The organism is Mesorhizobium sp. CC13, assembly GCF_039907765.1.
Taxonomy (GTDB): domain Bacteria; phylum Pseudomonadota; class Alphaproteobacteria; order Rhizobiales; family Rhizobiaceae; genus Aminobacter.
Window position 1 is genome coordinate 503,440 of sequence record NZ_JARDJI010000001.1, and the last position, 22,449, is coordinate 525,888.

The window sequence follows — 22,449 nt, forward strand, 5'->3', positions numbered from 1 at the left end:
CAGCAAGGGAGTATGATCCATGGCTTTTGAATTGCCCGAATTGCCCTACGACTACGAGGCGCTGCAGCCCTTCATGTCGAAGGAGACGCTCGAGTACCATCACGACAAGCACCACAAGGCCTATGTGGACAACGGCAACAAGCTGGCGGCCGAAGCTGGCCTGGACAAACTCTCGCTGGAAGAGGTCGTGAAGCAGTCGTTCGGCAAGAACGCCGGCCTGTTCAACAACGCCGCCCAGCACTACAACCACGTCCATTTCTGGAAGTGGATGAAGAAGGGCGGCGGCGGCAACAAGCTGCCCGCCGCGCTGCAGAAGGCGGTAGACGCCGATCTCGGCGGCTACGACAAGTTCAAGGCTGACTTCATCGCCGCCGGCACCACGCAGTTCGGTTCGGGCTGGGCCTGGGTTTCCGTCAAGAACGGCAAGCTCGAGATCTCCAAGACCCCGAACGGCGAGAACCCGCTGGTCCACGGCGCGACCCCGATCCTGGGCGTCGACGTGTGGGAGCACTCCTACTATATCGACTATCGCAACGCGCGCCCGAAGTACCTGGAGGCTTTCGTCGACAGCCTGATCAATTGGGACTACGTGCTTGAGCTCTATGAAAAGGCGAAGGGCTGAATAGATCAGCCCGACGACCATTACTTGATCAAGTAAGTGAAATCCCCGGCCTACGCCGGGGTTTTCATTTTGTTATTCGATGTGATCGACCAACCTTCCAGATCACGTAAGCGTGAAGAGAATTCCGGGACGAATTCGGCCAGTTTCGCCGTTGCCCCAAGGCAGCATTTGCAACCCCGGAGAGGACTGATGAGAAAATACGTACTTGCCATCACGGCGCTGGCGCTCGCGACCACGGCGGCGCTTGCCGATGTGATCGCCGATCGCAAGGCGGTCATGAAGGAAAACGCAAAGCAGGTCGGCGTCCTCGTGTCGATGGTCAAGGGCGAAACACAGTTCGATGCCGCGGCCGTCCTGGCGGCGCTGACGACTCTCAACGACAACGTCCAGAAGATCGACGTGGCTGCTTCGTTCCCCGCGGGAAGCGACCAGGGCGACACCACGGCCTCGCCGAAGATCTGGACGGATGCGGCAGGATTCCAGGCGCAGGTGGACAAGTTCAAGTCGGTCACCGCCACTGCCGCCGCGGCTCCGGCCCAGGATCTCGACGCGCTGAAGGCTCAGGTCGGCACGATCGGCCAGACTTGCGCCGCCTGCCATGAGGCCTTCCGCGTCAAGAAGGGCTGATCCTCTGCGGATGGCTATTCTCAGGAAGTTGACGATTGCGGCTCTGGCGCTGGGTGGCGCCGGGGCCGCGGTCTTTTGGTGGCTGACCGAACCGGAAAGACTGGGACCCGAGACGCTCGCGTCGCTCGGGACGGGAGATGCCGTTCGCGGCCAGCGCATCTTCGACGCGGGCGGCTGTGCCTCCTGCCACGCCCGGCCGAAGGCGGAAGGCGATGCCCGCCTGCAGCTCGTCGGCGGTGTCGAGCTCAAGACGCCGTTCGGAACCTTCGTGGCGCCGAACATTTCGTCGGACCCGACCGACGGCATTGGGGCCTGGTCGTTGGAAGACTTCGCCAATGCCATGCTGAAGGGGGTGTCGCGCGACGGACGGCATCTCTATCCGGCATTTCCCTACCCGTCCTATGCGCGCATGCAGCCGGGCGACGTCGCCGACCTCTATGCCTTCATGAAGACGCTGCCGCCGGTGGCGGGCAGGGCGCCCGACCACAGCCTCAGTTTCCCCTACAACGTCCGGCGGGGGGTGGGCCTCTGGAAGCTGCTCAACCTCAGCGACGAACCGGTCGTGGCCTTCGCAGGCGGCACGCCCGAAAAGGTGCTGCGGGGACGCATGCTGGTCGAAGGCGCGGGCCATTGCGGCGAATGCCACACGCCGCGCGCACTCGACGGCGGACCGAAGCGGAGCCAGTGGCTGGCCGGCGCCGTGGCGGCGGAAGGCACGGGCGTAGTCCCCAACATCACGCCGGGCGGGAATGGCATCCGGAGTTGGTCCGAAAGCGACATTGCGGGCTACCTCGAAACCGGCTTCACGCCGGAATTCGATTCCGTCGGCGGCACGATGGTCGAAGTGCAGAAGAACATGGCGCGGCTCGCGGCCGAGGACCGCGAGGCCATCGCGGCCTATCTCAAGGCGATCCCGGCAGAGCCGAACGGCTATCCGCCGGCGAAGGCGGCTGCGAACTGAACCGGCCGGCGGCGCGTGCCGCCGGCTCGGTTGGCTCCGATCAGGCGCGCTGCGCGATCTTCAGCGCGAAGGCATAGTTGAACGCAATCTCCTCCAGCCTCGAGAAGCGGCCGGAGGCGCCTGCATGGCCTGAATCCATGTTGATCTTGAACAGGACCGGGTTGGCGCCCGCCTTGCATTCGCGCAGGCGGGCGACCCATTTCGCCGGCTCCCAATAGGTGACGCGCGGATCGGTGAGGCCGGCAACGGCGAGGATCGGCGGGTAGTCGAGCGCCGCGACGTTGTCGTAGGGCGAATAGGCCGCAATCGTCTCGTAGTCGTGCTCCGAGGTGATCGGATTGCCCCATTCGGGCCATTCGGGCGGCGTCAGCGGCAGCGTGTCGTCCAGCATCGTGGTGAGCACGTCGACGAAGGGGACTTCGGCGATGATGCCGCCGAAGGCCTCGGGCGCCATGTTGGCGACCGCCCCCATCAGCATGCCGCCGGCGGATCCGCCCTGCGCGACGATATGGTCGTGGGCGGTGTAGCGCTCCGCCACGAGATGCCTGGCGCAGGCAATGAAATCCCTGAAGGTGTTCTGCTTGGCGGTCCGCTTTCCGTCTTCGTACCAGGCGTAGCCCTTGTCCTTGCCGCCGCGAATGTGGGCGATGGCGTAGACGAAGCCGCGATCTACCAGCGAAAGGCAGTTGGTGTTGAACGAGGCCGGTATGGCGATCCCGTAGGAGCCGTAGCCATAGAGCAGGCACGGCGCGGAGCCGTCGAGCGTGGTGTCGCGGTGATGGATCAGCGAGATGGGCACCAGTTCGCCATCCTCCGCCGGCGCCATCAGCCGCCGTGTGACGTAGTCTTCGGCGTTGTGGCCGGAAGGTACTTCCTGGGTCTTGAGCAGGGCGCGTTCGCGCGTCCGCATGTCGTAGTCGAAGACCTGCGCCGGCGTGGTCATCGACGAGTAGCTGAAGCGGATGATGTCGGTGTCGTATTCGTACGAACCCGACAGGCCGAGCGAATAGGCTTCTTCGGCAAAGGCGATGTGGTGCTCGTCGCCGGTGGCCCGTTCATGGACGACGATCCGCGGCAGGCCGTCCTTTCGTTCCAGGCGGACCATGTAATCCTTGAAGCCCATGACCGACAGGATCAGGCGGCCGGGCTCGTGGGCGACCAGTTCCTTCCAGTTGGCGCGTACCGGATCGGCAGCCGGAACGGTCATGACCTTGAAGTCCTTGGCGCCGTCGGCATTGGTCAGCACGAAGAAGATGTCGCCGCCCTCCTCGAGGTCGTATTGCAGGCCGGTCTCGCGCGCGGCGACGAGCTTGGGTTCGGCGGCCGGGTCGGAGGCGGGGAAGAGCCGGTATTCGGAGGTCTCATGATCGCTGATCGAGATCATGATCCACTCGTTGCTACGCGTGCCGCCGACATTCATGAAGAAACCCGGATCGGTTTCCTCGTAGACCAGCCGGTCTCCGGCGGCGTCGCTGCCTACCGCATGGTACAGGACTTTCGAGGGCCGGTGGTTCGGGTCGAGGCGGGTATAGAAAAAGCCCTTGTTGGCGCCGTCCCAGACACCAGAGCCGCCGGTGTCGCCGACCACGTCGCCAAGGTCGCCGCCGCTGGCGAGGTCGCGGACGCGCAGGGTGTAGAATTCCGAACCCTTGTCGTCGAAGCCCCAGATCAGCCGGCGATGGTCTGAAGAATGGTCCATCCCGCCGAGGCGGAAATAGGCCTGGCCTTCGGCTTCCTTGTCGCCGTCGAGGATGATCTCCTCTGACCCACCTGCGCTCGGAATGCGGAAGTAGCGCGGCTGTTCGCCTCCCTTCTTGTAGGAGGAGCCGTAGGCAAAAGGCCCGTCCTTCATCGGCACCGAGGAATCGTCTTCCTTGATGCGCCCCTTCATCTCGGCGAACAGCGCCTTCCTGAGTCCGGCGGTGTCGGCCATCAGCTCGGCCTGATAGCGATTCTCCTCTTCCAGATGGGCGCGGATGGCCGGATCGAGCAGGCCGGGGTCGCGGAACACCTCCTGCCAATTGTCGGCGCGCAGCCAGGCGTACTCGTCCACACGGGTGACACCGTGCCGCGTGTCGCTCACCGGGCGCCGCTCGGTCTGGGGTGCAGGGATGTCGGCGAAGATGGAGGGTCTCGTCATTGCGTCTCGCATGGTGTGAATCTTGAATGGCGAATGAACACGCCGATCAGGGCGGGTTCAAGAGCCGAGTTGCATGGTGGCTGCATCGTTCCATCGCCCTTGAGGCCGGAGAGAGATGATGAAGATGCTTTTCAAGACAGCAGCCGCGCTGGCCGCGGCGTCAGCTGTTGCCTTTTTCGCCGGCCAGTCGAATGCCGCCGCCTTTTCGGCCTGGGAGGTCGCCAAGGTTCCCTGGGGCGATACGCTCAATATTCGGAAGTTCCCGTCCAACGCGTCGCAGAAGCAGGCGGCCTATCCGAACGGCGCCGTGCTGCAGATGACCGGCAAATGCACCGGCGGGATCGATCTGCGCGACATCGGCCATCTGGCTGAATGGAAGCAGGAGCAGCGCGTCCGCTACCGCTGGTGCCAAGTCTGGCACGACCCCGCGCAGAACGGAAACTTCGTCACCGGTTGGGTCTACGGCAAGTACATCGCGGCGTACTGAAGGCGAGGCGCCGTTCAACTGTCGAATGGAACACGCTTGTCGTTGAAAAGGTCGGTTCAGGCTTGCCCATGTGTGACGGGACGTCTATGCCCCTAACAACGTGAGAAACAAAGAGGGCCTGTGCGCTGACCTTCCTGATACTCATGCTGCCGTTTGTCGGGGCATTGCTCGCTCCGTTGCTGGTCCGCGTGACGAAACACTATGCCGGTTGGCTGCTCGCCGCTATTCCGCTCATCATGTTCGTGCATTTCGCCGGGATGCTGGAGGCAGTCGGCAATGCACGCAGCGTTTCCGGCGGATTTGACTGGGCGCCCAGCCTGGGTCTGCGCTTCGCCTGGTTCCTGGATGGGTTGTCGCTGACCTTTGCCCTGTTGATTTCCGGCATAGGCACGCTCATCGTCGTCTATTCCGGCGGGTATCTGAAGGGGCACCCGCATCAGGGTCGCTTCTTCTCCTTCATGCTGCTGTTCATGGGAGCGATGCTGGGGCTGGTGGTCTCGGACTCGTTCCTGATGCTGTTCGTCTACTGGGAACTGACCTCCATCACGTCTTTCCTGCTGATCGGCTTCGATCACCGCCGCGAGGCGGCGCGGCGCGCGGCATTGCAGGCACTCCTGGTGACGGGACTGGGCGGGCTGTCTTTGCTTGCCAGCCTGCTGGTCGTATCGCAGGCGACCGGCGTCAGCGAACTCTCGGCGCTGCTGGGGTCGGGGGAGGCGCTGCGGCAGAGCCCGCTCTACCTCGCGGCGCTGCTGCTCGTGCTCGGTGGAGCCTTCACCAAGTCGGCCCAGTTTCCGTTCCATTTCTGGCTGCCCAACGCCATGGAGGCCCCGACGCCGGTGTCGGCCTATCTTCATTCGGCGACCATGGTGAAGGCCGGGGTCTATCTGGTGATGCGGCTCAACCCGGTGATGGGCGGCACGACGGCCTGGGAGACGATCCTGCCGCTGTTTGGAGGTGCCACGCTCGCCGTCGGTGCGCTGCTCGCCATCCGGCAGGTCGACCTCAAGCTGATGCTTGCCTACACGACCGTCGCGTCGCTGGGACTGCTCGTGATGCTGACCGGCCTGGGTTCGGACAAGGCGGTCGAGGCGGCAGCCCTCTATCTGATCGCGCATTCCCTGTTCAAAGGCGCGCTCTTCATGGTTGCCGGCCTGATCGACCACGAAGCGGGCACGCGCGACGTGACCAGGCTGGCCGGGCTGCGCCGCGCCATGCCAGTGACTTTTGCGGCCGCCATGCTGGCCGCCTTCTCGATGGGAGGCTTGCCGCTCTTCTTCGGCTTCCTCGCCAAGGAGGAAATCTACCTCGCACTCAACGAGACCGACGGATGGCGCACGCTGCTGCTTGCCGTGGCGATCTGCGCCAATGCGCTGATGTTCGCCATCGGATTTGCGGTTGCGCTGCGCCCGTTCGCCGGCGCGCCGGTCGCGACGCCGAAGCCTGCGCATGAAGGACCGGCCTCGCTCTGGCTGGGGCCGGTGGTGCTCGGCGGAGCCGGTCTCGTGGCCGCCCTTGCGTCGGCCACGACCCACAAGCTGCTGTCCTCGCCCGCCGCAACCGCCGTCGCCGGCACCCCTCTCGACGTCAGCATTTCCGCCGTGCCCCACTTCGGTGTCCCGCTCTTTCTGTCGGCACTGACGGTTGCGCTGGGGGTGACGGCCTATCTCGGGCTCGACCGGCTGCGCTCGTTGATGGCCAGCGTGCTCGCGGGCATCGGCTGGGGGCCGGACCGCGGCTTCGACCAGGCGCTGCGCGCGCTGCTGCGCTTCGCCACGGGGCTGACGCGCATCGTCCAGAGCGGGCGCCTCGACATCTACCTGACGGCCACCTTCATCGCCGTTGCCGTCGCCTTGCTGGTGCCGATGATCGTCACCGGCGAACTGCCATCGGCGCCGGTGCTGCCCACCTTGCGGTTCTACGAATGGGCGGTCATGGCGATTGCCGTGATCGGCCTTGCCGCCGTCGTCCAGGCGCGCAGCCGCCTTACGGCCATCGTCTCCCTGGGCATCCAGGGCTTTGCGGTGGCTGTGCTGTACATGCTGTTCGGGGCGCCTGACCTGTCGTTCACCCAGTTCATGGTGGAGACCTTAGCGGTGGTGATCCTGGCACTGGTCATGACGCGGCTCAGGCTTTCGCCCACCGATCATCGCCCGCTTCGCCAACAGTTGCTCGACATGACGATTGCCGGCGCCTGCGGCCTCGCCTTCACCCTGCTGCTGCTCAAGGTGACGCAGCTGCCCTTCGACGACAGGCTGTCGCAGTTCTTCGCCACTTACTCGAAGACGATCGCGCATGGCCGCAACGTCGTGAACGTCATCATCGTCGACTATCGCGGGCTGGATACGCTGGGCGAGATCGCGGTGGTCATGATTACGGGGCTCGCGATCCTGGCGCTGATCCGCATCCGCTCGAGGAAGACGGTGGCGCGCGCGCGCGTGGCGGAGGACGCCTAGCATGCAGACGCTGATCTTCCGCACCGCGGCACCCTTCCTCACCGGGCTGATGCTGATGTTCTCCGTCTTCGTGATGCTGCGCGGCCACAATGAGCCCGGAGGCGGCTTCACCGGCGGCCTGATCGCCGCATCGGCCTTCGCCATCCACGGCATCGCCTTCGGCGTGCCGGCGGTGCGCCGGGCGCTCCATTTCCACCCGATGGCCGTTGCCGGCTTCGGCCTGTTCCTGGCGGCAATGGCCGGCCTGCCGTCGCTGGTGTTCGGCGTGCCGTTCCTGACGGGCCTGTGGGCGTCCCCGAGCCTTTTCGGCATCAGCGTCGATCTGTCGACCGTGATGTTCTTCGATATCGGCGTCTACTTCGTCGTGGTCGGTTCGTTCACGTCGATCGCGCTGGCGCTCGAGGACAGGGAACACGATTGATGGAAAGTGTGTTCGCCATCCTGGTCGGCCTGTTCTTTGCCGCCGGCATCTATCTGATGCTGTCGCGGCACATCATCCGCATCCTGCTGGGCGTGTCCCTGTTCGGCAACGCCGTCAACCTGCTGATCTTCACCAACGGCAGGCTGATGCGCGAGATCCCGCCGGTCATCGCCGAAGGGCTCGACGTTCCCGCGGGGGGGGTCGCCAACCCGCTGCCGCAGGCCCTCATCCTGACCGCGATCGTCATCTCGTTCTCGTTCTTCGCCTTCCTGCTCGTGCTGGCCTATCGGGCCTATCAGGAGATCGGCACCGACGACACCGACGGCATGCGCATCGCCGAGCCGGCGGACGACGGCCTGCCGCCGATGGGGTACTGACTATGGCGATCGAGGGTGAAATCGTCGGCAGGACTGCTGCCATGATCGCGGCACCCGTCACTGCGGCCGACTGGCTGGTGGTGGCGCCGGTGTTGGTTCCGATCGTCTGCGGCGCGATCTTGCTGATGATCCGCCACAACGTCCGCTGGCATGCTGTGGTGGCCGTGGCGGCCCTGGTCGCCATGGTGGCCGCCAACGTCGCACTGCTCATGCGCGTGCTGGCCGAGGGGCCGGTTTCGATGACCATGGGCAGCTGGCTGCCGCCCTTCGGCATCTCGTTCACGGTCGATGCGCTGGGAGCGATGTTCTCGCTGACTGCATCATTCGTGGCGCTTGCCTGCTGTGCCTATTCGGTGCTGGACATAGATGCCACCGGCCGGCGCTATGGCTTCTACCCGTTCCTGCTCCTGATGATGGCCGGTGTCAGCGGCGCCTTCCTGACCGGCGACATGTTCAATCTGTATGTCTGGTTCGAGGTCTTCCTGATTTCCTCGTTCGGCCTGCTGATCCTGGGCTCGGAAAAGCCGCAGATAGACGGCGCGACCAAATATGCGATCCTGAATCTCGTCGGCACGACCCTGTTCCTGATCGCCACCGGCTATCTGTATGGCACGTTCGGCACGCTCAACATGGCCGACCTCGCCGCCAGGGTAGGCCAGGCGGACGCCGCGGCCCCGCTCACCACGCTGGCTTCCCTGTTCCTCCTCGCCTTCTGCATGAAGGCGGCGGCCTTTCCGGTCAACTTCTGGCTGCCCGCCTCCTACCACACGCCGCCCGTGATCACCGGGGCGCTGTTCGGCGGACTGCTCACCAAGGTCGGCATCTACGCCCTGCTCAGGACGATGCTGACCATCTTTGCCGTGGAACGCGCCGAACTGGCAGGCGTCATCGGCTGGATAGCGGCGGCGACGATGCTGGTCGGGGCGCTCGGCGCCCTGGCGCAATCCGACATCCGGCGGATTTCCGGCTTCCTGGTGATCTCCGGCGTCGGCGTGATGCTTGCCGGCATCGCGCTGGGCACGGAACGCGGCCTGTCCGGCACGATCTTCTACGCCGTGCATTCCATGGTTTCGCTTTCGGCGCTCTATTTGCTTGGCGGCCTGATGCGCCAGCGCGGCGGAAGCTTCTCGCTTCACTCGCTCTCCGGACTGTATGCGGCAAGCCCGTTTCTGACGCTGCTGGCCATGGTGGTCTCGCTCGCCGTTGCGGGACTGCCGCCAGGCTCCGGCCTGTGGCCGAAGGTCATGCTGGTAAAGGCGGCGCTCGATGGCGGCGAATGGCCGCTTGCCTTCGCAGTCCTCTTGAGCGGCTTCCTGGCGACCATTGCCCTGGGGCGGGTGTTCATCCTTGCTTTCTGGCGGACAGACGCCGTGCCGGCCGGGGGTAGGCCAGTTGAAGCACCTGGCCAGGCTGCGGCGTCCCGGCTGGGCGTCGCCACGATAACGCTGCTGGCGTTGGCGATGGTGGGCATGGGCGTCATGCCGGAGCCATTCGTCCGGGCGGCGACGGCCGCAGCCGGCGGCCTCATCGATACGTCCGCCTATGTGCAGGCAGTGTTTCCGCCGGGAGGTGGACAATGATCCCCGTGCGTTACGTCGTGCTGCTCGCGCTGGCATGGGTCGGAATGTCTGGCAGCTACACGCTGCCCAACCTTATCCTGGGCATCGCCATCGGCTGGGGCGTCCTGTTCCTGGTCCGCGACCAGCTCCGAGCGGCGAAGGTGACGGTTCGCCCCTGGGCGGCATTGCTGCTTGCGCTGCTGTTCATCAAGGAACTCGTCCTTTCCGCCATGCGCGTCGCTCGGCTGGTGCTTTCGCCCCGCATGGACATCAAGCCCGGCATCTTTGCCTATCCGCTGCAGGTCGAACGTGATTTCGAGATCACCCTGCTCGCCAACCTGATCACCCTGACCCCAGGAACCTTGTCCGTGGACGTTTCGGAGGATCGACGCACATTGTTCGTGCACGGCATGGATTGTTCCGATCCGGAAAGGGCAAAAGAAGAAATAAGGATAGGCTTCGAGAGAAGAATAATGGAGGCGTTCAGATGACGTCTGGAGCAGCCTTCCTGGAAGCAAGTGCGATCTTCGCTCTCGGAATACTCAGCATTTCGTTCCTGCTGGTTGTCGTGCGTGTGGTCAGGGGACCGTCGCTGCCCGACCGTATCCTGGCCCTCGACATGCTGGTTGCCGTTGCCATCGGCTTCATCGCGGTGTTCGGCATCCGATCGGGGTTCAGGCTCTACATGGATGTGGCGATTGCCCTCGGACTGGTCGGCTTCCTGGCCACGGTCGCTTTCGCAAGATTTGTGATGAACGGCGGCGCCGACGCCAAGAAACGGGAAGAACAGACGGAAGAGGAGCGGCGATGATGGGCGAATTCAGCGATTATCTGGCTGGGTTGCTGATCGTAGTGGGGGCGTTGTTCGCGCTCACGGCCTCGATCGGGCTGCTGCGCCTGCCGGACGTATTCACCCGGATGCATGCCGCCTCCAAGGCCGGCACGCTGGGATCCTGCCTGATGCTGGTAGCGCTTGCGCTGCACATCGGCGAGTTCGCAACCGGTGTCAGGGCTCTTGCCGGCGCCGGCTTCTTCGTGCTCACCGCACCAATCTCGGCTCATCTACTGGCCAAGGCGTCATATTCGGCCGGATATCGCATGTGGGAGGGCTCTGTTCGGGACGAACTGGCCCAAAATGTGGTGTCACCCAAGAAGAACGGTCAAATCCAAGGTGGATGACGATGGTGAGCCTGGGCGAGATCTATCGTCATCGGGCGAGTTGATCTCAGAAAATGATATATGGTTTTCAAAAACGTTCATTTGTTAGAGAAGTGTCGAATTCGTTGTTCTTGAATTCGAAAAGAATAGTGAATTGACTTATTGCTGATACGGGCTCATTAAAGTGACGGAACGCGAGTCGCAGTCGCAAACTGCGGTATAAAATCGTGCCGCGTCCCGATCGCAATATCGGGCAAAAAAACAACCAGTCACATTGGGGCCTGAAGAATATGGATACTTCCGAAACGCCTGCAGCAAACAATGATACGCTGATCGAGCTGACCGCCGACGTGGTGGCGGCCTATGTCAGCAACAATCCGGTTCCGGTCGGAGAGCTTCCGGGACTGATCGCCGATGTGCATGCAGCACTTGGACGCGTCGGCAACGCGACCGAAGCGCCCCCCGCAGACAAGCAGAAGCCGGCCGTGAACCCGAAGCGGTCGGTGCATGACGACTACATCGTCTGCCTTGAAGACGGAAAGAAGTTCAAGTCGCTCAAGCGGCACCTGATGACCCACTACAACATGACGCCGGACCAGTATCGCGAGAAGTGGGGCCTCGACGCCAGCTATCCGATGGTGGCGCCCAACTACGCAGCCGCCCGCTCCCAGCTGGCCAAGAAGATGGGCCTGGGCCGCAAGCGCAAGGGCAAGTGAACGCCCACCACCCTCTGCTCAATGAGCGGCACCTTCGGGTGCCGCTTTGCTTTTCCGGCGCCTGTGGCGCGGCCGATAGGTGAGCCTGGCAGGTTCCGCAGGCGAAACGCCTTTCAGCCGGTCGCGCACCTGCTTGAGCGCTATGTGGCGGTTCAAGTCATAGCTCCAGTGGCGGTTGACGCCTTTCAGCCTTTCGCGCTCGATCGCCCGCTCGAGGCGCCTCAGCACGGAATGGGCGGAGGCGAGTCCGCCGGACAGCGCATCGGCGAGTTCGATTCCGCAGCAGAGCTGCAAAGCCGCCCTCTGCCTGGCATCGGCCAGTTCCGCCAGCTTGTCCTGCCTGAATGCGATTATCTCGTTTCGGAAATCTCTCATCTTCACCTGCCTTGTTGCTGTTCGATGAATGATGCGTCGGCCCAGGCAGGTGAGGAGAAATTGAAAGCGAATTTTGTTGTTCGCACAGAAAAGCATGAGTGTTTCCATGGGGTTGGCGGCCCCGGACAAGAAAATACGTTCTTTTTTTGTTCACACCTGACTCGATGCTCGCTATAAGAACTTATTCCTATCTTCGGAGAGGGCGAGTTTGGTGGGAGCGACGTCGACAGTGCTGGCGAAAAGGCAGAACGAGGCGCGCGAGGTTGCCGCGCAGCTGGAACGGACGGGGCTGGAGCTTGCTGCCGACAGGCGAAGCGACGAGGTCATCGAGCAGTGCGATGCCATGATCGACCTGATGGCGGCGCTGTTCGGGGTTCCCAGCAGGGAGTTGCGTCGCCTGGGCCGAACCGGAAACGACATCAGCCGCCTGAGGCAGATCGCGATGTATGTCGCGCATGTCGTCTTCCGTTTCAGCATGCGCGACGTCGGCCGCGGATTCGGGCGTGACAGGACGACGGTCCTGTATGCATGCCATCTGGTCGAAGACCTGCGCGACGACCCCGACTTCGACCGCATCGTCTCATTGGCGGAGCGCGTGGCGATCGCCGCTTTCCGAGACAGGCTGGGGCGCTGATCATGACCGGGGAAACTGCAAAGGCGCACGCACGCATCCTGAAGCTGCTCGCGAAGGGGCGGGCCAACTGCGCGCCGGCGGCCAGCGGCGACAAGGTCCTGCTCGAAAGCGAGACGGGCGACCGCATTGCCGTCGACGCAGGACAGTTGGCCGATCTTGCCCGTGAAGGCCTGTTGCGCCGACATGGCGCAATCGTCGGCCTGACCCCGGAGGGGATGTCCGCAGCGCGGCGGCAGGCCGGCGAGACCGACCCGTTCAGGGCCCAGCACGGCGATCTCGATATTGCCCTTGTCGATACCGCGGCCGGAGCCCAGGCTGCATTGATAAACCTGTCGGAGTCGCCTTTGGGCCAACTCGTCCGCCGCCGGAACAGGACCGGCGATCCCTTCCTGACGGGGGGCGAATTCGCGGCGGGCGAGCGCCTGCGCGCGGACTACACGCGCGGGCAGATCATGCCGAGGCTGGCTGCCAACTGGGAAGCGAGCGTGGCCTCCGGCCGCCGCGGCACTGGTGGCGGCGGGCTGATCGACCTCACTGACGCGGCGCTCGCAGCGCGCCAGCGCGTCAACATGGCCATTGACGCCGTGGGTCCGGAACTAGCCGGCGTCTTGATCGACGTCTGCTGTTTTCTGAAAGGCTTGGAGCGCGTGGAAGTCGAGCGCGGCTGGCCAGTGCGTTCGGCGAAGATCATGCTCAAGACCGCACTCGGCGCCCTTGCTCGCCACTACGATCCCGGCTCGGCCAATGGGCGACGCGGCAAGGTTCTGCACTGGGGGACGGCGGATTACCGTCCCAAGCTGGAGCAAGGATAGGTCAGGCGGGCTGCAGCGCCGCCTCTGCATCGCGCTTGATGCGCTTGACCATCGATCGCAGGCCGTTTGCCCGCTGCGGCGACAGGTGCTCGTCGAGGCCGAGCGTCCGCAGCGTGGCCTCGGCGTCGGTGCTCAGGATCTCGCTCGCCTGGCGGTCCGAGAACAGGGCGAGCATGATGGCGACCAGCCCGCGCACGATATGGGCATCGGAATCGCCCTGGAAACGGATGACCGGGTCGGCCCCGTCGCCGCGATGCGTCACGAGCCAGACCTGGCTGACGCAGCCCTGGACCTTATTGGTGTCGATCCGCGCGCTGTCCGGGAAGGGCGGCAGCGCTTCGCCGAGTTCTATCACATAGCGGTAGCGATCTTCCCACTCGTCGAGGAAGGCGAAGTCGTCACGGATGGTGTCGATCGAGGTCGTCATACCGGTGGATATAGTGGCCGCGCCTTCGGCCGTCACGAAAAAAGATGCCGCCAGGAAGGGGGCGAGGGGGCAGGTCGCCTCAATTGGCGGGTGCTGGCGCCGGCGCTGGCTGCGGGTGGTCGTCGGCTTCCGGCGCTGGCTCGACGCTTCCCGTCTGCGTGGCTGTGTCGGGCTTGCCGAACTGCTCGTCCAGCAGTTCGTAGGCGATCCGGGCGCTTTCGCGTGCCCTGACCCCAATGGTCTGCATCGCCGCCTTGCCGGTTTCGCAAACTTCGGGCTTGCGTTCGCAAATGCCGGCGATGTCGCCGACCGCCTCGCGTGCGGCAAACAGCGCCTGCAGGGGGCTGACCTGGCTTTCCCCGTCCGGACCGGTGCTCAACGGCAGGAAGAGCAGCACCAGCGAGAACCAGAAGGCGGCCCGTATCAGAAAGCCCATGGCATGCCTCTTGCCAAATTGAGGGCCGGGGCGAAATCGCTCCGGCCGCGTGTCTGCATTGCCGCGACAATGGCACGGACCAGGAAAGGAGCGCTTGCAGCAAAAGGCGGCATTTTGCGTTGCTTTTTCACCGAATTTTCACTGTTCCGGAGCGCCGGGACGCGCCGTGACCGCGCGAGTCATGCTCCAGATTCGTAAGTATTTGATTTAAATTGCGAAACCGGGGCGATAGGAAATCCCGGCCGGGGAAAGGTGATTCAGCCGGGCGAATGGGCCGGCTAACCCTCCGTTTACCATGACGCGAACTGTCCTCGAAAGTGGGCACCGCCGGTCCGATATTTGCCGCGGGTACGCGGTGTGATCCCCCGGTTTTATCGCTTCATTAAAGGCTCGGTGCGAGTTTGGTTGCCAACTACAGAAGAGCCGCGAAGCGAGCCACGGAAGAGTGCGTAGCGTTGAGTTTTGTCATGACCAGATACGGTGAGTTTTCCGGCGCGTTGGCCGGCGGCTGCGACCGTCTGGTCCATCCCGCAGCCTCGAATGCCGAGCGCCCGCGGCAGCGCCGGCTCGTGGGCACGCTGCTGGTCGCACCGTTTCTCGTCGCGGGTTCGGGAGTCGTGCTAGTTTCCGCCTATCTCGGGGCTGCAGCGACGGTTGCCGTCATCTTCGCCGTATTCAGCCTGAGCTGGCTCGCGGCCCTTTCGATCGCACCCATCCGCCGGGCAGGGCTTGTCGCCACGGCTGCCCTGATCGCCGGGTCGTTGGCGCTCGCGGCGATCGTCGCTGCTGCCGGCGGATTGACCTCACCGGCGGCTTTGCTTCTCGCCGCACTTCCGGTGGAGGCCGCCTGGGTGTGGCGCACAGGCAGGGCGGCGACCCTCGGAGCGCTTGCCGCCCTGGCAGCAGCGGTGTTGGCGAGCCTTCTTTCTTCCGCTCCCTTTGCCGAGGGCGCCCTGGCTTCCGGCTGGCACTGGCTGCTGTCGATCACTTGGCTGGCGACGCTCGCTGCGCGCGCACCGCTTTTTGTCGGCCATGGTGCCGGTTCGAGCGATGCCGCACCGGCAACCGGGCTGGAAAGCATAGTCAGGGCGGTCGTGCTCCGCATCGCGCACAATGGCGACATCGTCGAAGTCTCCGACCAGTCGCGGAGCCTGCTGCGGCTGCAGCCGGAACTGCTGCTGGGGACCTCCTTCTTCGACCGCATCCATGTCGGCGACCGCGTGGCCTATCTCTGCGCGCTGGCCGACATGCGGGGCGGCGCGGATTTCCGCGCGGTGGAATTGCGCCTGCGCCTGCCGCGCCAGGCCGCGGAGGACGCCGGCGACAATTTCCAGCCATTCGCGCTGGAGATGATGAAGGGCGAGGGTGCGTCAATCGTGGCTATCGTGCGGGCGAACGACATGGTCGCCGACCTGCGCGAAAACCTTGCCAAGGCGGACGACACCGCAAGGAGCGCCGAGTTGGCGAAATCCAACTTCCTGGCGGCGGTAAGTCATGAACTGCGCACGCCGCTGAATGCGATCATCGGTTTCTCGGACATGCTGCTGCACGAGATGTTCGGTTCGTTCAAGGAGCCGCGCCAGAAGGAATATGTCGGCATCGTGCGCGATTCCGGGCAGCATCTGCTCGACGTGGTGAACTCGATCCTCGACGTGTCCAAGATCGAGTCCGGCTGCTATGCGATCAATCCGGAGCCGTTCAGGTTCCGCGAGGCCGTCGACATGTGCGCGTCGATGATGGCGTTGCAGGCCGAGGCAAAGGCCCTCACGGTTTCGATCGACGTCGCCGCCGGCGCCGGAGAGGTCACCGCCGACCGTCGTGCCGTGCAGCAGATGCTGATCAACCTGGTTTCGAACGCGGTGAAGTTCACGCCCGATGGCGGCAGGGTGGAGATCGGCGCCAAGCGCCTGGGCTCCCGCCTGCACTTCTGGGTGTCGGACACCGGCATCGGAATTGCCGAGGAGCATCTTTCCCGCCTCGGCACGCCCTTCATGCAGATCCAGAACGACTATACACGTCGCTTCGAAGGAACCGGCCTGGGCCTGTCCCTGGTGAAGGGGCTGGTCGCGCTGCACGACGGCACCATGTCGATCGAAAGCGCTCCGCAGGAAGGAACGAAGGTAACCATCAGCCTGCCTGTCGACGGCCCGTCATTCCACGCCGAGCCGGCCATGGGCGAACTGATGCGCTTGCCCACAGGCAGGATCAAGGAGATGCGCAATGGCTCGCTCCGCAAGGCAGGCTAGGCGTCAAGTCGAAGACCGCAGCGTTTTGCAGGACGGCGCGCTGGCGCTGGGCGGGTTGATCGCGCGCAACCCGGTGCTGGTAGGGGGCTCGACGGCGTTCCTGGTGGCGCTGTTCTACGTGTCGGCGAACGCGCTCTGGTACCAGCCCTACGCCCACAAGGGGGCGTTCTTCTCGACTAGAGATGCGGCAGCGTTTCCGGAGGCGGATCCGGCCCTGCCCGAGACGACCATTACGATCGAGCGCCCCGAGGAAGCCCAGCGACTGCAGAAGGGCGATCCCGAGGTCGAACAGGTGCAGAGCATCCTGAGAGACCTCGATTTCTACCAAGGTTCGGTCGACGGGCTCAACGGCCCGAACACGCGCCGGGCCGTCGAGGCCTACCAGCAAAAGGTGGGGCTGCCGGTCACGGGGACGATTGATCATGCCCTGATCGAGCAACTGGGCGCCGACGAGACGACGGCAGGCATCACGCCGAGACCGTCGCCGCGCTCCGAGGCGCTGCCAGCGCAGCAGCCACGGCCGTCTCAGCCGTCACCGGCGCTTCGCGCTACCCAGGCCGGCGAAGCGTCGCCGGCGGAACGCATCAGGAAGATCCAGGTCGGGCTGAAAGCCTTCGGCAATGACGGAATCGAGATCGACGGCGTGATCGGCGGTCGGACTACGGCGGCGATTCGCGAATTCCAGGCGCTCTTCGGCCTGCCCGAGACCGGCGAGCCCAATCAGCAGGTCTACCAGAAGATGCGCGAGATCGGGCTGACCGAATAGGGCGCTCCCGGCCTGTGCGCGGGAGGTGCATGAGGCTATAGAGGCCGTGGCGACCTGGAGAGCGAAACGGCTGGATGCGCGTAACAACAGACTTTTGGGTATCGGCCCTGATGCGAAGGGTGTTCGGCGAGGGCGGCTTCGCGGCCATCCTGAGCCGGGGGGCGACCGAGGCCGGAGCCGTCTTCGTCCTCGCCCGCGACCGCTTCGGCACCACCTCCCTCTACGGGCCTGCTCCCCAGACCAGCTACGATTCGGCGCGACCTGACGAACGCCAGTTCAGCTTGCTCGAAACCACGGAAGATGCCTCGTCGATCGACGCGCGACTCGAGCGCGAGCGTCGCTTTGACCCCGATATCTGGGTCGTCGAGATCGAAAGCAATTCGCCGGTCCAGGACCTGATTGCGCTCACGAAGCCCTGAGGTGGCTGTCCTTCGGCGTTGCGCCGGCATCGGGGCGATTGGCGTTCTCACGGATTCGCGCGCTGACGGCGGCGGCCTTCCATTCGCGGACCCTGTCCATGGCCACGTCGCGGTGCAGCAGCCGGTAGCGCTCCAGGAACAGCCTGACGCCTTCCGCATGGGCGAAGTGGCCCGGGAAGGTTGCGGCTGCAAGGAGGAAAGCCTGCTCTTCCTGCAGTTCCAGCGCCTTCAGGGCGTCGATGAGCGAGGAATAGCCGGATCTTTCGGTGATCGATCGCGCTGTCTGGAAGTCGATCTCCAGCGCGTCGGCAAGCGCGGTCTGGAAGAAGGCGCTGTTGCCGGTGAGCGCGGTGACCTTGAGCCGCTCATAGGCCGGCGCCCGCTCTTCCGGAGCGCTTGCCACGTTTGACGCCATCATCGACCGAAGCCGCCGACGCACGGTTTCCGCAAGCGCTCCCGTTGCCGGGGTGCCTTCGGAACGGGAGTGCTCCAGATGGTCGGCGCGAGGTGCAGACGCTGGCGTCTCTGACCTGTCCGCCGGTACTTCTGGATAGACGAGGCGAGGGCGCTCGAGCGCGCGGATCAGGTCGGCAATGGCCTGGTTGAGGCCCGGGCGCCGTGCGATGGCGCGGGCATGCGGCAGGCCATGCCGTCCGATCAGCGCGATGAGCGCGACATCGGAGAGCAGCGGCGAGCGCACAAGCAAGGGCGCGGCGACGTCGACGCTTTCGTCGCAAAGGCGCCTGACCAAGCCCATTGGCGCATATTCGCTTTCGGACAGTGCAGCAGAAACGAACCGTCGAGCTTCGACCGAGACCTTGTCGAAGAGCGGCAACGTCAGGTCTTCGAGTTGGGCGATTTCGCGGCGCGAGGGGCGCGGCAGGGCACAGAAGGCAGAAACGGCTGCACGAAAAAGCCTCTCGGGCTTTCCGTTTTCGCGGCCGATGGCGATTTGCCTGAAGTCCGATGCTGACACGAACGCGTACGCCTGAACAACTTTGCACACTATCCGCAACCGCGGAACTGCCCCCGCGAGATGCCGAATATGAACATAAACTTAGCGGCGATTTGTTAGCGTACTGTTAACTGTCTGGTGGCCTTATCGACGCGGAGGCGTTGCGTGCTTGCTCCGGTGCAACCGAGAGGGAAATCGCAGACATGGGCAGCGTTGTATCGTTCATACCGCGCCAGCGGACCGCCCGCAGACCTCTGCGTGTCGCGGAAAAGCCAGCAGCCATCATCATCTTTCCGGGCGTCCGCTACGAGCGCGTGATGTCGCGCGAGCCAGGCGTCGACGACGGCGCGGGACGCATTGACGGCATGAGGCGCAACGAGCCGCTGCCGCGGCATTGAGGGATCGCGTTCGGCTGTGTCGAGCGGTCACTGCATCTCGCAGTTGATGCCGTCGAGGAAGCGCGACACCGTAGGCTTCCAGCTTTCGTCGGGCACGAAGGCACGAACAACGACGATACCCTCGTCGATCGGCGTCTCCACGAAGATCGATTTCTCGAATTCCTGCGGCAAATCCTTGCGCAGCTCGATCATCTGAGCCGGCGTGACGACCACGAAATCGAGACTGCCGTCAGTGGCGGTGCGGTCGTTGAAGCTGTAGATGTTCTCGCCGCCGCGGTCATATACCGAGGCCGACCAGTAGGGCACCTTGCCGGCGTTGTCGATGCGCACCACGCCTTCGGAGAGATCGAACCTGCAGGCGGCTTCGAAGAAGGAGGGGTCCAGCGCCTTCACGACCGGCGTGCCGCCTATGTCGGCGTCGAGGCGGACGACCTTGTTGGGCCCCGCGACCATGGCAAGGCGCGACCATGCATCCCGTTCCGAGAAGCTCGGCACCAAAAGCAGGATGACGATGTGGGCAATGCCGGCGCCGACTACTCCAACGGCAAGAGCATGAAGGAGCTTACGCATCGCATTGCCCCCTAGAAATGCGGGGCATCTCGATGCCGGAAATGCCGGTGCTGGCGGCGACGGGCGTGTCGTAGAGGGTCACGACCAGCGACATCTCGCCGGAACCGGAAACAGCCAGCCAGTTGCCGGGTGTTGCCCGTGCACCGACCTCGATGGACACCGAGTTGTCCGGTTGCCGCAGCACTTCGAGGGAATTCAGCGAGGGCCTCCGCTGCGCCGGGGACCTGAGGACTACCTGGGACTTGTCGGTGGCGTAGAGCGTCCAGAACCTCGCGATGGGGAGGCTGCCTTCGATCCGGTAGGTGCATTCGCGCCTGAGCAGCACGCCGTCGGAATCGCGTTCCGCCGCGAAGCTCAGTCCTTCGGCGCGGCCGAGCGCCAAGATGCCATCGCGCGCGACGCGCGCCTTCGAATAGGGATCGGCCTCGGGCGTGCCGATGTCGGGGTAGGCCGTCCATGGACCGACCGAGACGGCGCCGATGCCTTCTCCGGATCCGAGCACCAGCCCGACGCTCGCGGCTCCGCCTCCGACGGCCAGGGCCAACGCAAGCGCTATCAGTACCGATTGTTTCAGCATGAGCCGTCGCAGGATGGAGTTGCTGGAGGAATATCCCGTCATCCAAAGGGATGGCAAGTCGAGGAGGCACGAATGCTTCCAAAGAAGCCCAATGACCTACGCTGCCTAAAGGGCCGAGAGCGTGTTCGGCTCCGGAGGGGGCTCTATCGCCGGAGCTTGCTGGAAGAAGGTGGCGATATCGCGCAGCGTGCGGGTCGTCGTGCTCGACAGCACCGGCGGCCGGTCCGCCGCGTCGGTCGCCGCGGCTTCAGCGCCGGCCTTGGCAGCTTCGTCGGCCTTGGCCACGGTGGCCGGGTCGACGAAGGGATTCTCGATACCCGGAATGGGCTTCAGGTCGATGTTCTGGTGCGCATAGGCCATGAAGCGCTGCCAGACCATCGCCGGAAGCGAGCCGCCGGTCATCTTGTTGGTGGGCGTGAAGTCATCGTTGCCGAGCCAGACGGCTGCCGTGTAGTTGCCCGTGTAGCCGATGTACCACGCGTCCCGGTAGGACTGCGTGGTTCCGGTCTTGCCGGCGGAGCGGATGCCCGGAAGTGCGGCCTTGCGGGCCGTGCCGGTCTCGGGAATCTGGACCATGATCGAGTTCATCGACGCGACAGCCTGCTCCGACAGCACGCGCCTGGGTGGCAGGGCATCCTTGTTGAAATCATAGACGACCTGGCCGGCGTGCGTGACCAGCTGGTTGATGCCGTGCCGGGTTCCGACGACGCCACCTTGCGCGAGCACGCTGTAGCCGGTGGCCTGGTCCATCACCGTAAGGCCTGAGGTGCCCAGAACCATCGTCTTGTGCGAGCTGACCGGCGATTCCACGCCCATGGCCTCAGCCATCGCCTTGATCGGCGGGATGGACAGGTTCTCCTTGGCCAGGCGCACCGGTACTGTGTTGATCGACTTCACCAGCGCGGTGGTGAGCGTGATGCGGCCGGAGAACCCGCGCGTGTAGTTCTTCGGCGACCATCCGCCCCAGCTGATCGGCGCGTCGGAGATGACCGACTCCGGGGTGAAGCCGTTTTCCATGGCCGTGGCGTAGACATAGGGCTTGAACGAGGAGCCGGTCTGGCGCTGCGCCCGGGTGGCGCGGTTGAACTGGCTGGCGCCGTAATCGCGGCCGCCGACGATGGCGCGGACGGCGCCATTGGTCTCGATGACGACGACCGCCCCTTCGGTGACGCCGTATTCCTTGCCGAATTGGCGCAAATGGTATTCGAGTGATTCCTCGACCGCCCTCTGGATGTTCATGTCGATCGTGGTGCGGGCGACGAGCGAGTGGACGCCTGACTTGGCGGCGATGCGCTGCACTTCCTCGAAGGCCCAGTCGAGAAAGTAGTCAGGGCTCTTGCGCTCGCCGCGGTCGATGATGTCGGCCGGGCGAAGCCGCGCCGACAGAACCTGGCCTTCGGTCATGAAGCCGGATTGCACCAGATTGGTCAGCACGACGTTGGCGCGGGCGCGCGCCGCCGGCAGGTTGATGTGCGGGGCGTATTTGGTGGGCGCCTTGAACAGGCCGGCGAGCATGGCGGCCTCGGCGAGATTGAGGTCCTTCACCTGCTTGCCGAAGTAGAAATCGGCCGCCGCCGCGATGCCGAAGGTGCCGCCGCCCATATAGGCGCGGTCCAGATAGAGCTGGAGGATCTCCTTCTTGGAGAGGTTCATCTCCAGCCAGATCGACAGGAAGGCCTCCTTGACCTTGCGTTCGACCGTACGTTCGTTGGTGAGGAACAGGTTCTTGGCGAGCTGCTGGGTGATGCTCGATCCGCCCTGCACCACGGAATTGGCCCGCATGTTCTCCGACATCGCGCGGAACAGTCCCAGGAAGTCGATGCCATAGTGGTCGAAGAAGCGCCGGTCCTCGGTGGCGAGGACCGCCTTGATGACATGGTCGGGCATCTCGTCGACCGGCACCGAATCGCGCTGGATGATGCCGCGCTGGCCGATTTCATTGCCGTAGCGGTCAAGGAAGGTGACGGCGAAGTCGTCCTGGTTGCGCCAGTCGCTCGTCGTCTCCTCGAAGGCCGGCATCGCCAAGGCCAGCATGACGACCGAGCCGCCGGCGCCGAGCGTGAAAGCCTCGCTCAACAGCTCGATGATGCCGCGCCGCCATCCCTTGACCCGGAAGCGTCGGAAGAAAACGGTGGCGTTTTCCCAGAATTGCTGCGCGCGGAATCGAAGTTCGTAGAGAGATGAATCGAGCCAGGCGTCGATGGCCAGCAGGCCAGCGGCCAGTCGGCCTCTCCTCTTGCGTGGTTCGAGTGGGCTTTCCATTCGAAATGGGTCCGGCGCGTTGCTACAGCTTATACCTAGATACGCTTG

The 22,449-nt window shown here is 64.3% G+C and carries 26 protein-coding genes; 18 read left to right on the forward strand and 8 right to left on the reverse strand.

The genetic code is table 11. The features are described 5' to 3' along the window. Positions 1 to 19: 19 nt before the first annotated feature. The 3 genes from PV773_RS02340 (at position 20) to PV773_RS02350 (ending at position 2,210) form a co-directional block, all read left to right on the forward strand. Positions 20 to 622, forward strand: coding sequence for a superoxide dismutase (locus PV773_RS02340; protein ID WP_340035585.1), 603 nt, complete (start codon positions 20 to 22; stop codon positions 620 to 622). Positions 623 to 811: 189 nt separating this feature from the next. Next, entirely contained in the window at positions 812 to 1,249 is a 438-nt protein-coding gene (locus tag PV773_RS02345; RefSeq protein WP_347964783.1) for a cytochrome c, read from the forward strand. 10 nt (positions 1,250 to 1,259) lie between these two features. Next, positions 1,260 to 2,210 carry a cytochrome c gene (locus PV773_RS02350; protein ID WP_347964784.1) on the forward strand — a complete coding sequence of 317 codons (951 nt, stop codon included), beginning with the start codon at positions 1,260 to 1,262 and terminating at the stop codon, positions 2,208 to 2,210. Positions 2,211 to 2,250: 40 nt separating this feature from the next. On the opposite strand, the gene PV773_RS02355 is transcribed toward PV773_RS02350, so the two are convergent. Further along, positions 2,251 to 4,350, reverse strand: a complete 2,100-nt coding sequence (locus PV773_RS02355; RefSeq protein WP_347964785.1) for a S9 family peptidase — start codon at positions 4,348 to 4,350, stop codon at positions 2,251 to 2,253. Positions 4,351 to 4,468: 118 nt separating this feature from the next. Here PV773_RS02355 and PV773_RS02360 point away from each other — a divergent pair, with 118 nt between their 5' ends. The 9 genes from PV773_RS02360 (at position 4,469) to PV773_RS02400 (ending at position 11,524) form a co-directional block, all read left to right on the forward strand. Beyond that, positions 4,469 to 4,837: an SH3 domain-containing protein gene (locus PV773_RS02360; RefSeq protein WP_347964917.1), complete on the forward strand. Its 369-nt coding sequence runs from the start codon at positions 4,469 to 4,471 to the stop codon at positions 4,835 to 4,837. A gap of 137 nt (positions 4,838 to 4,974) precedes the next feature. Further along, a complete protein-coding gene (locus tag PV773_RS02365) occupies positions 4,975 to 7,293 on the forward strand; it encodes a putative monovalent cation/H+ antiporter subunit A (RefSeq protein ID WP_347964918.1) in 2,319 nt (772 codons plus the stop codon). A 1-nt stretch (position 7,294) separates the two neighbouring features. Then, complete coding sequence (locus tag PV773_RS02370) at positions 7,295 to 7,714, forward strand: Na+/H+ antiporter subunit B (RefSeq protein WP_347964786.1); 420 nt, start codon at positions 7,295 to 7,297, stop codon at positions 7,712 to 7,714. Next, positions 7,714 to 8,091 carry a Na+/H+ antiporter subunit C gene (locus tag PV773_RS02375; RefSeq protein WP_347964787.1) on the forward strand — a complete coding sequence of 126 codons (378 nt, stop codon included), beginning with the start codon at positions 7,714 to 7,716 and terminating at the stop codon, positions 8,089 to 8,091. Before PV773_RS02370 ends, PV773_RS02375 begins: the two co-directional genes overlap by 1 nt. A 2-nt stretch (positions 8,092 to 8,093) precedes the next feature. Then, complete coding sequence (locus tag PV773_RS02380) at positions 8,094 to 9,671, forward strand: Na+/H+ antiporter subunit D (protein ID WP_347964788.1); 1,578 nt, start codon at positions 8,094 to 8,096, stop codon at positions 9,669 to 9,671. Further along, positions 9,668 to 10,141: a Na+/H+ antiporter subunit E gene (locus PV773_RS02385; RefSeq protein ID WP_347964789.1), complete on the forward strand. Its 474-nt coding sequence runs from the start codon at positions 9,668 to 9,670 to the stop codon at positions 10,139 to 10,141. The genes PV773_RS02380 and PV773_RS02385 overlap by 4 nt, the downstream gene beginning before the upstream one ends. Then, positions 10,138 to 10,461: a cation:proton antiporter gene (locus PV773_RS02390; RefSeq protein ID WP_347964790.1), complete on the forward strand. Its 324-nt coding sequence runs from the start codon at positions 10,138 to 10,140 to the stop codon at positions 10,459 to 10,461. The genes PV773_RS02385 and PV773_RS02390 overlap by 4 nt, the downstream gene beginning before the upstream one ends. Further along, on the forward strand, positions 10,458 to 10,829 hold the full coding sequence (mnhG, locus tag PV773_RS02395) for a monovalent cation/H(+) antiporter subunit G (RefSeq protein WP_347964791.1): 372 nt from the start codon (positions 10,458 to 10,460) through the stop codon (positions 10,827 to 10,829). The genes PV773_RS02390 and mnhG overlap by 4 nt, the downstream gene beginning before the upstream one ends. Positions 10,830 to 11,098: 269 nt before the next feature. After that, complete coding sequence (locus PV773_RS02400; protein WP_347964792.1) at positions 11,099 to 11,524, forward strand: MucR family transcriptional regulator; 426 nt, start codon at positions 11,099 to 11,101, stop codon at positions 11,522 to 11,524. A gap of 18 nt (positions 11,525 to 11,542) precedes the next feature. On the opposite strand, the gene PV773_RS02405 is transcribed toward PV773_RS02400, so the two are convergent. Then, positions 11,543 to 11,995 (reverse strand): hypothetical protein, encoded by a 453-nt coding sequence (locus PV773_RS02405; RefSeq protein WP_347964793.1) that lies wholly within the window; start codon positions 11,993 to 11,995, stop codon positions 11,543 to 11,545. 115 nt (positions 11,996 to 12,110) lie between these two features. On the opposite strand from PV773_RS02405, the gene PV773_RS02410 reads away from it, so the two are divergent. Both PV773_RS02410 and PV773_RS02415 read left to right on the forward strand, forming a co-directional pair. Next, positions 12,111 to 12,533, forward strand: coding sequence for a helix-turn-helix domain-containing protein (locus PV773_RS02410; RefSeq protein ID WP_347964794.1), 423 nt, complete (start codon positions 12,111 to 12,113; stop codon positions 12,531 to 12,533). Between the two features lie 2 nt (positions 12,534 to 12,535). Further along, positions 12,536 to 13,345 (forward strand): DUF6456 domain-containing protein, encoded by an 810-nt coding sequence (locus PV773_RS02415; RefSeq protein WP_347964795.1) that lies wholly within the window; start codon positions 12,536 to 12,538, stop codon positions 13,343 to 13,345. Between the two features lies 1 nt (position 13,346). Here the strand turns inward: PV773_RS02415 and PV773_RS02420 are convergent, their stop codons facing one another. Both PV773_RS02420 and PV773_RS02425 read right to left on the reverse strand, forming a co-directional pair. Next, complete coding sequence (locus PV773_RS02420; protein ID WP_347964919.1) at positions 13,347 to 13,772, reverse strand: SufE family protein; 426 nt, start codon at positions 13,770 to 13,772, stop codon at positions 13,347 to 13,349. Between the two features lie 79 nt (positions 13,773 to 13,851). Then, complete coding sequence (locus PV773_RS02425) at positions 13,852 to 14,208, reverse strand: DUF5330 domain-containing protein (RefSeq protein WP_347964796.1); 357 nt, start codon at positions 14,206 to 14,208, stop codon at positions 13,852 to 13,854. 467 nt (positions 14,209 to 14,675) lie between these two features. Between PV773_RS02425 and PV773_RS02430 the strand changes: the two genes are divergently transcribed. From PV773_RS02430 to PV773_RS02440, 3 genes are all read left to right on the forward strand, one after another. Beyond that, positions 14,676 to 16,454 (forward strand): HAMP domain-containing sensor histidine kinase, encoded by a 1,779-nt coding sequence (locus tag PV773_RS02430; protein WP_347964797.1) that lies wholly within the window; start codon positions 14,676 to 14,678, stop codon positions 16,452 to 16,454. Then, positions 16,429 to 17,220, forward strand: a complete 792-nt coding sequence (locus PV773_RS02435; RefSeq protein WP_347964798.1) for a peptidoglycan-binding protein — start codon at positions 16,429 to 16,431, stop codon at positions 17,218 to 17,220. The genes PV773_RS02430 and PV773_RS02435 overlap by 26 nt, the downstream gene beginning before the upstream one ends. A 74-nt stretch (positions 17,221 to 17,294) precedes the next feature. Then, positions 17,295 to 17,639 carry a DUF1491 family protein gene (locus PV773_RS02440; protein WP_347964799.1) on the forward strand — a complete coding sequence of 115 codons (345 nt, stop codon included), beginning with the start codon at positions 17,295 to 17,297 and terminating at the stop codon, positions 17,637 to 17,639. Here PV773_RS02440 and PV773_RS02445 read toward each other — a convergent pair. Next, positions 17,626 to 18,396 (reverse strand): DUF2336 domain-containing protein, encoded by a 771-nt coding sequence (locus PV773_RS02445; RefSeq protein ID WP_347964800.1) that lies wholly within the window; start codon positions 18,394 to 18,396, stop codon positions 17,626 to 17,628. The genes PV773_RS02440 and PV773_RS02445 overlap by 14 nt on opposite strands. Positions 18,397 to 18,797: 401 nt before the next feature. Here PV773_RS02445 and PV773_RS02450 point away from each other — a divergent pair, with 401 nt between their 5' ends. After that, positions 18,798 to 18,992: a hypothetical protein gene (locus PV773_RS02450; RefSeq protein WP_347964801.1), complete on the forward strand. Its 195-nt coding sequence runs from the start codon at positions 18,798 to 18,800 to the stop codon at positions 18,990 to 18,992. 27 nt (positions 18,993 to 19,019) lie between these two features. Here PV773_RS02450 and PV773_RS02455 read toward each other — a convergent pair whose 3' ends face one another. From PV773_RS02455 to PV773_RS02465, 3 genes are all read right to left on the reverse strand, one after another. Further along, the gene (locus PV773_RS02455; protein ID WP_347964802.1) at positions 19,020 to 19,562 is read right to left on the reverse strand and encodes a DUF1254 domain-containing protein; all 543 of its coding nucleotides are present in this window, start codon (positions 19,560 to 19,562) and stop codon (positions 19,020 to 19,022) included. Further along, entirely contained in the window at positions 19,555 to 20,139 is a 585-nt protein-coding gene (locus PV773_RS02460) for a DUF1214 domain-containing protein (protein WP_347964803.1), read from the reverse strand. The genes PV773_RS02455 and PV773_RS02460 overlap by 8 nt, the downstream gene beginning before the upstream one ends. A gap of 105 nt (positions 20,140 to 20,244) precedes the next feature. Then, a complete protein-coding gene (locus PV773_RS02465; protein ID WP_347964804.1) occupies positions 20,245 to 22,401 on the reverse strand; it encodes a PBP1A family penicillin-binding protein in 2,157 nt (718 codons plus the stop codon). Between the last annotated feature and the right edge of the window lie 48 nt (positions 22,402 to 22,449).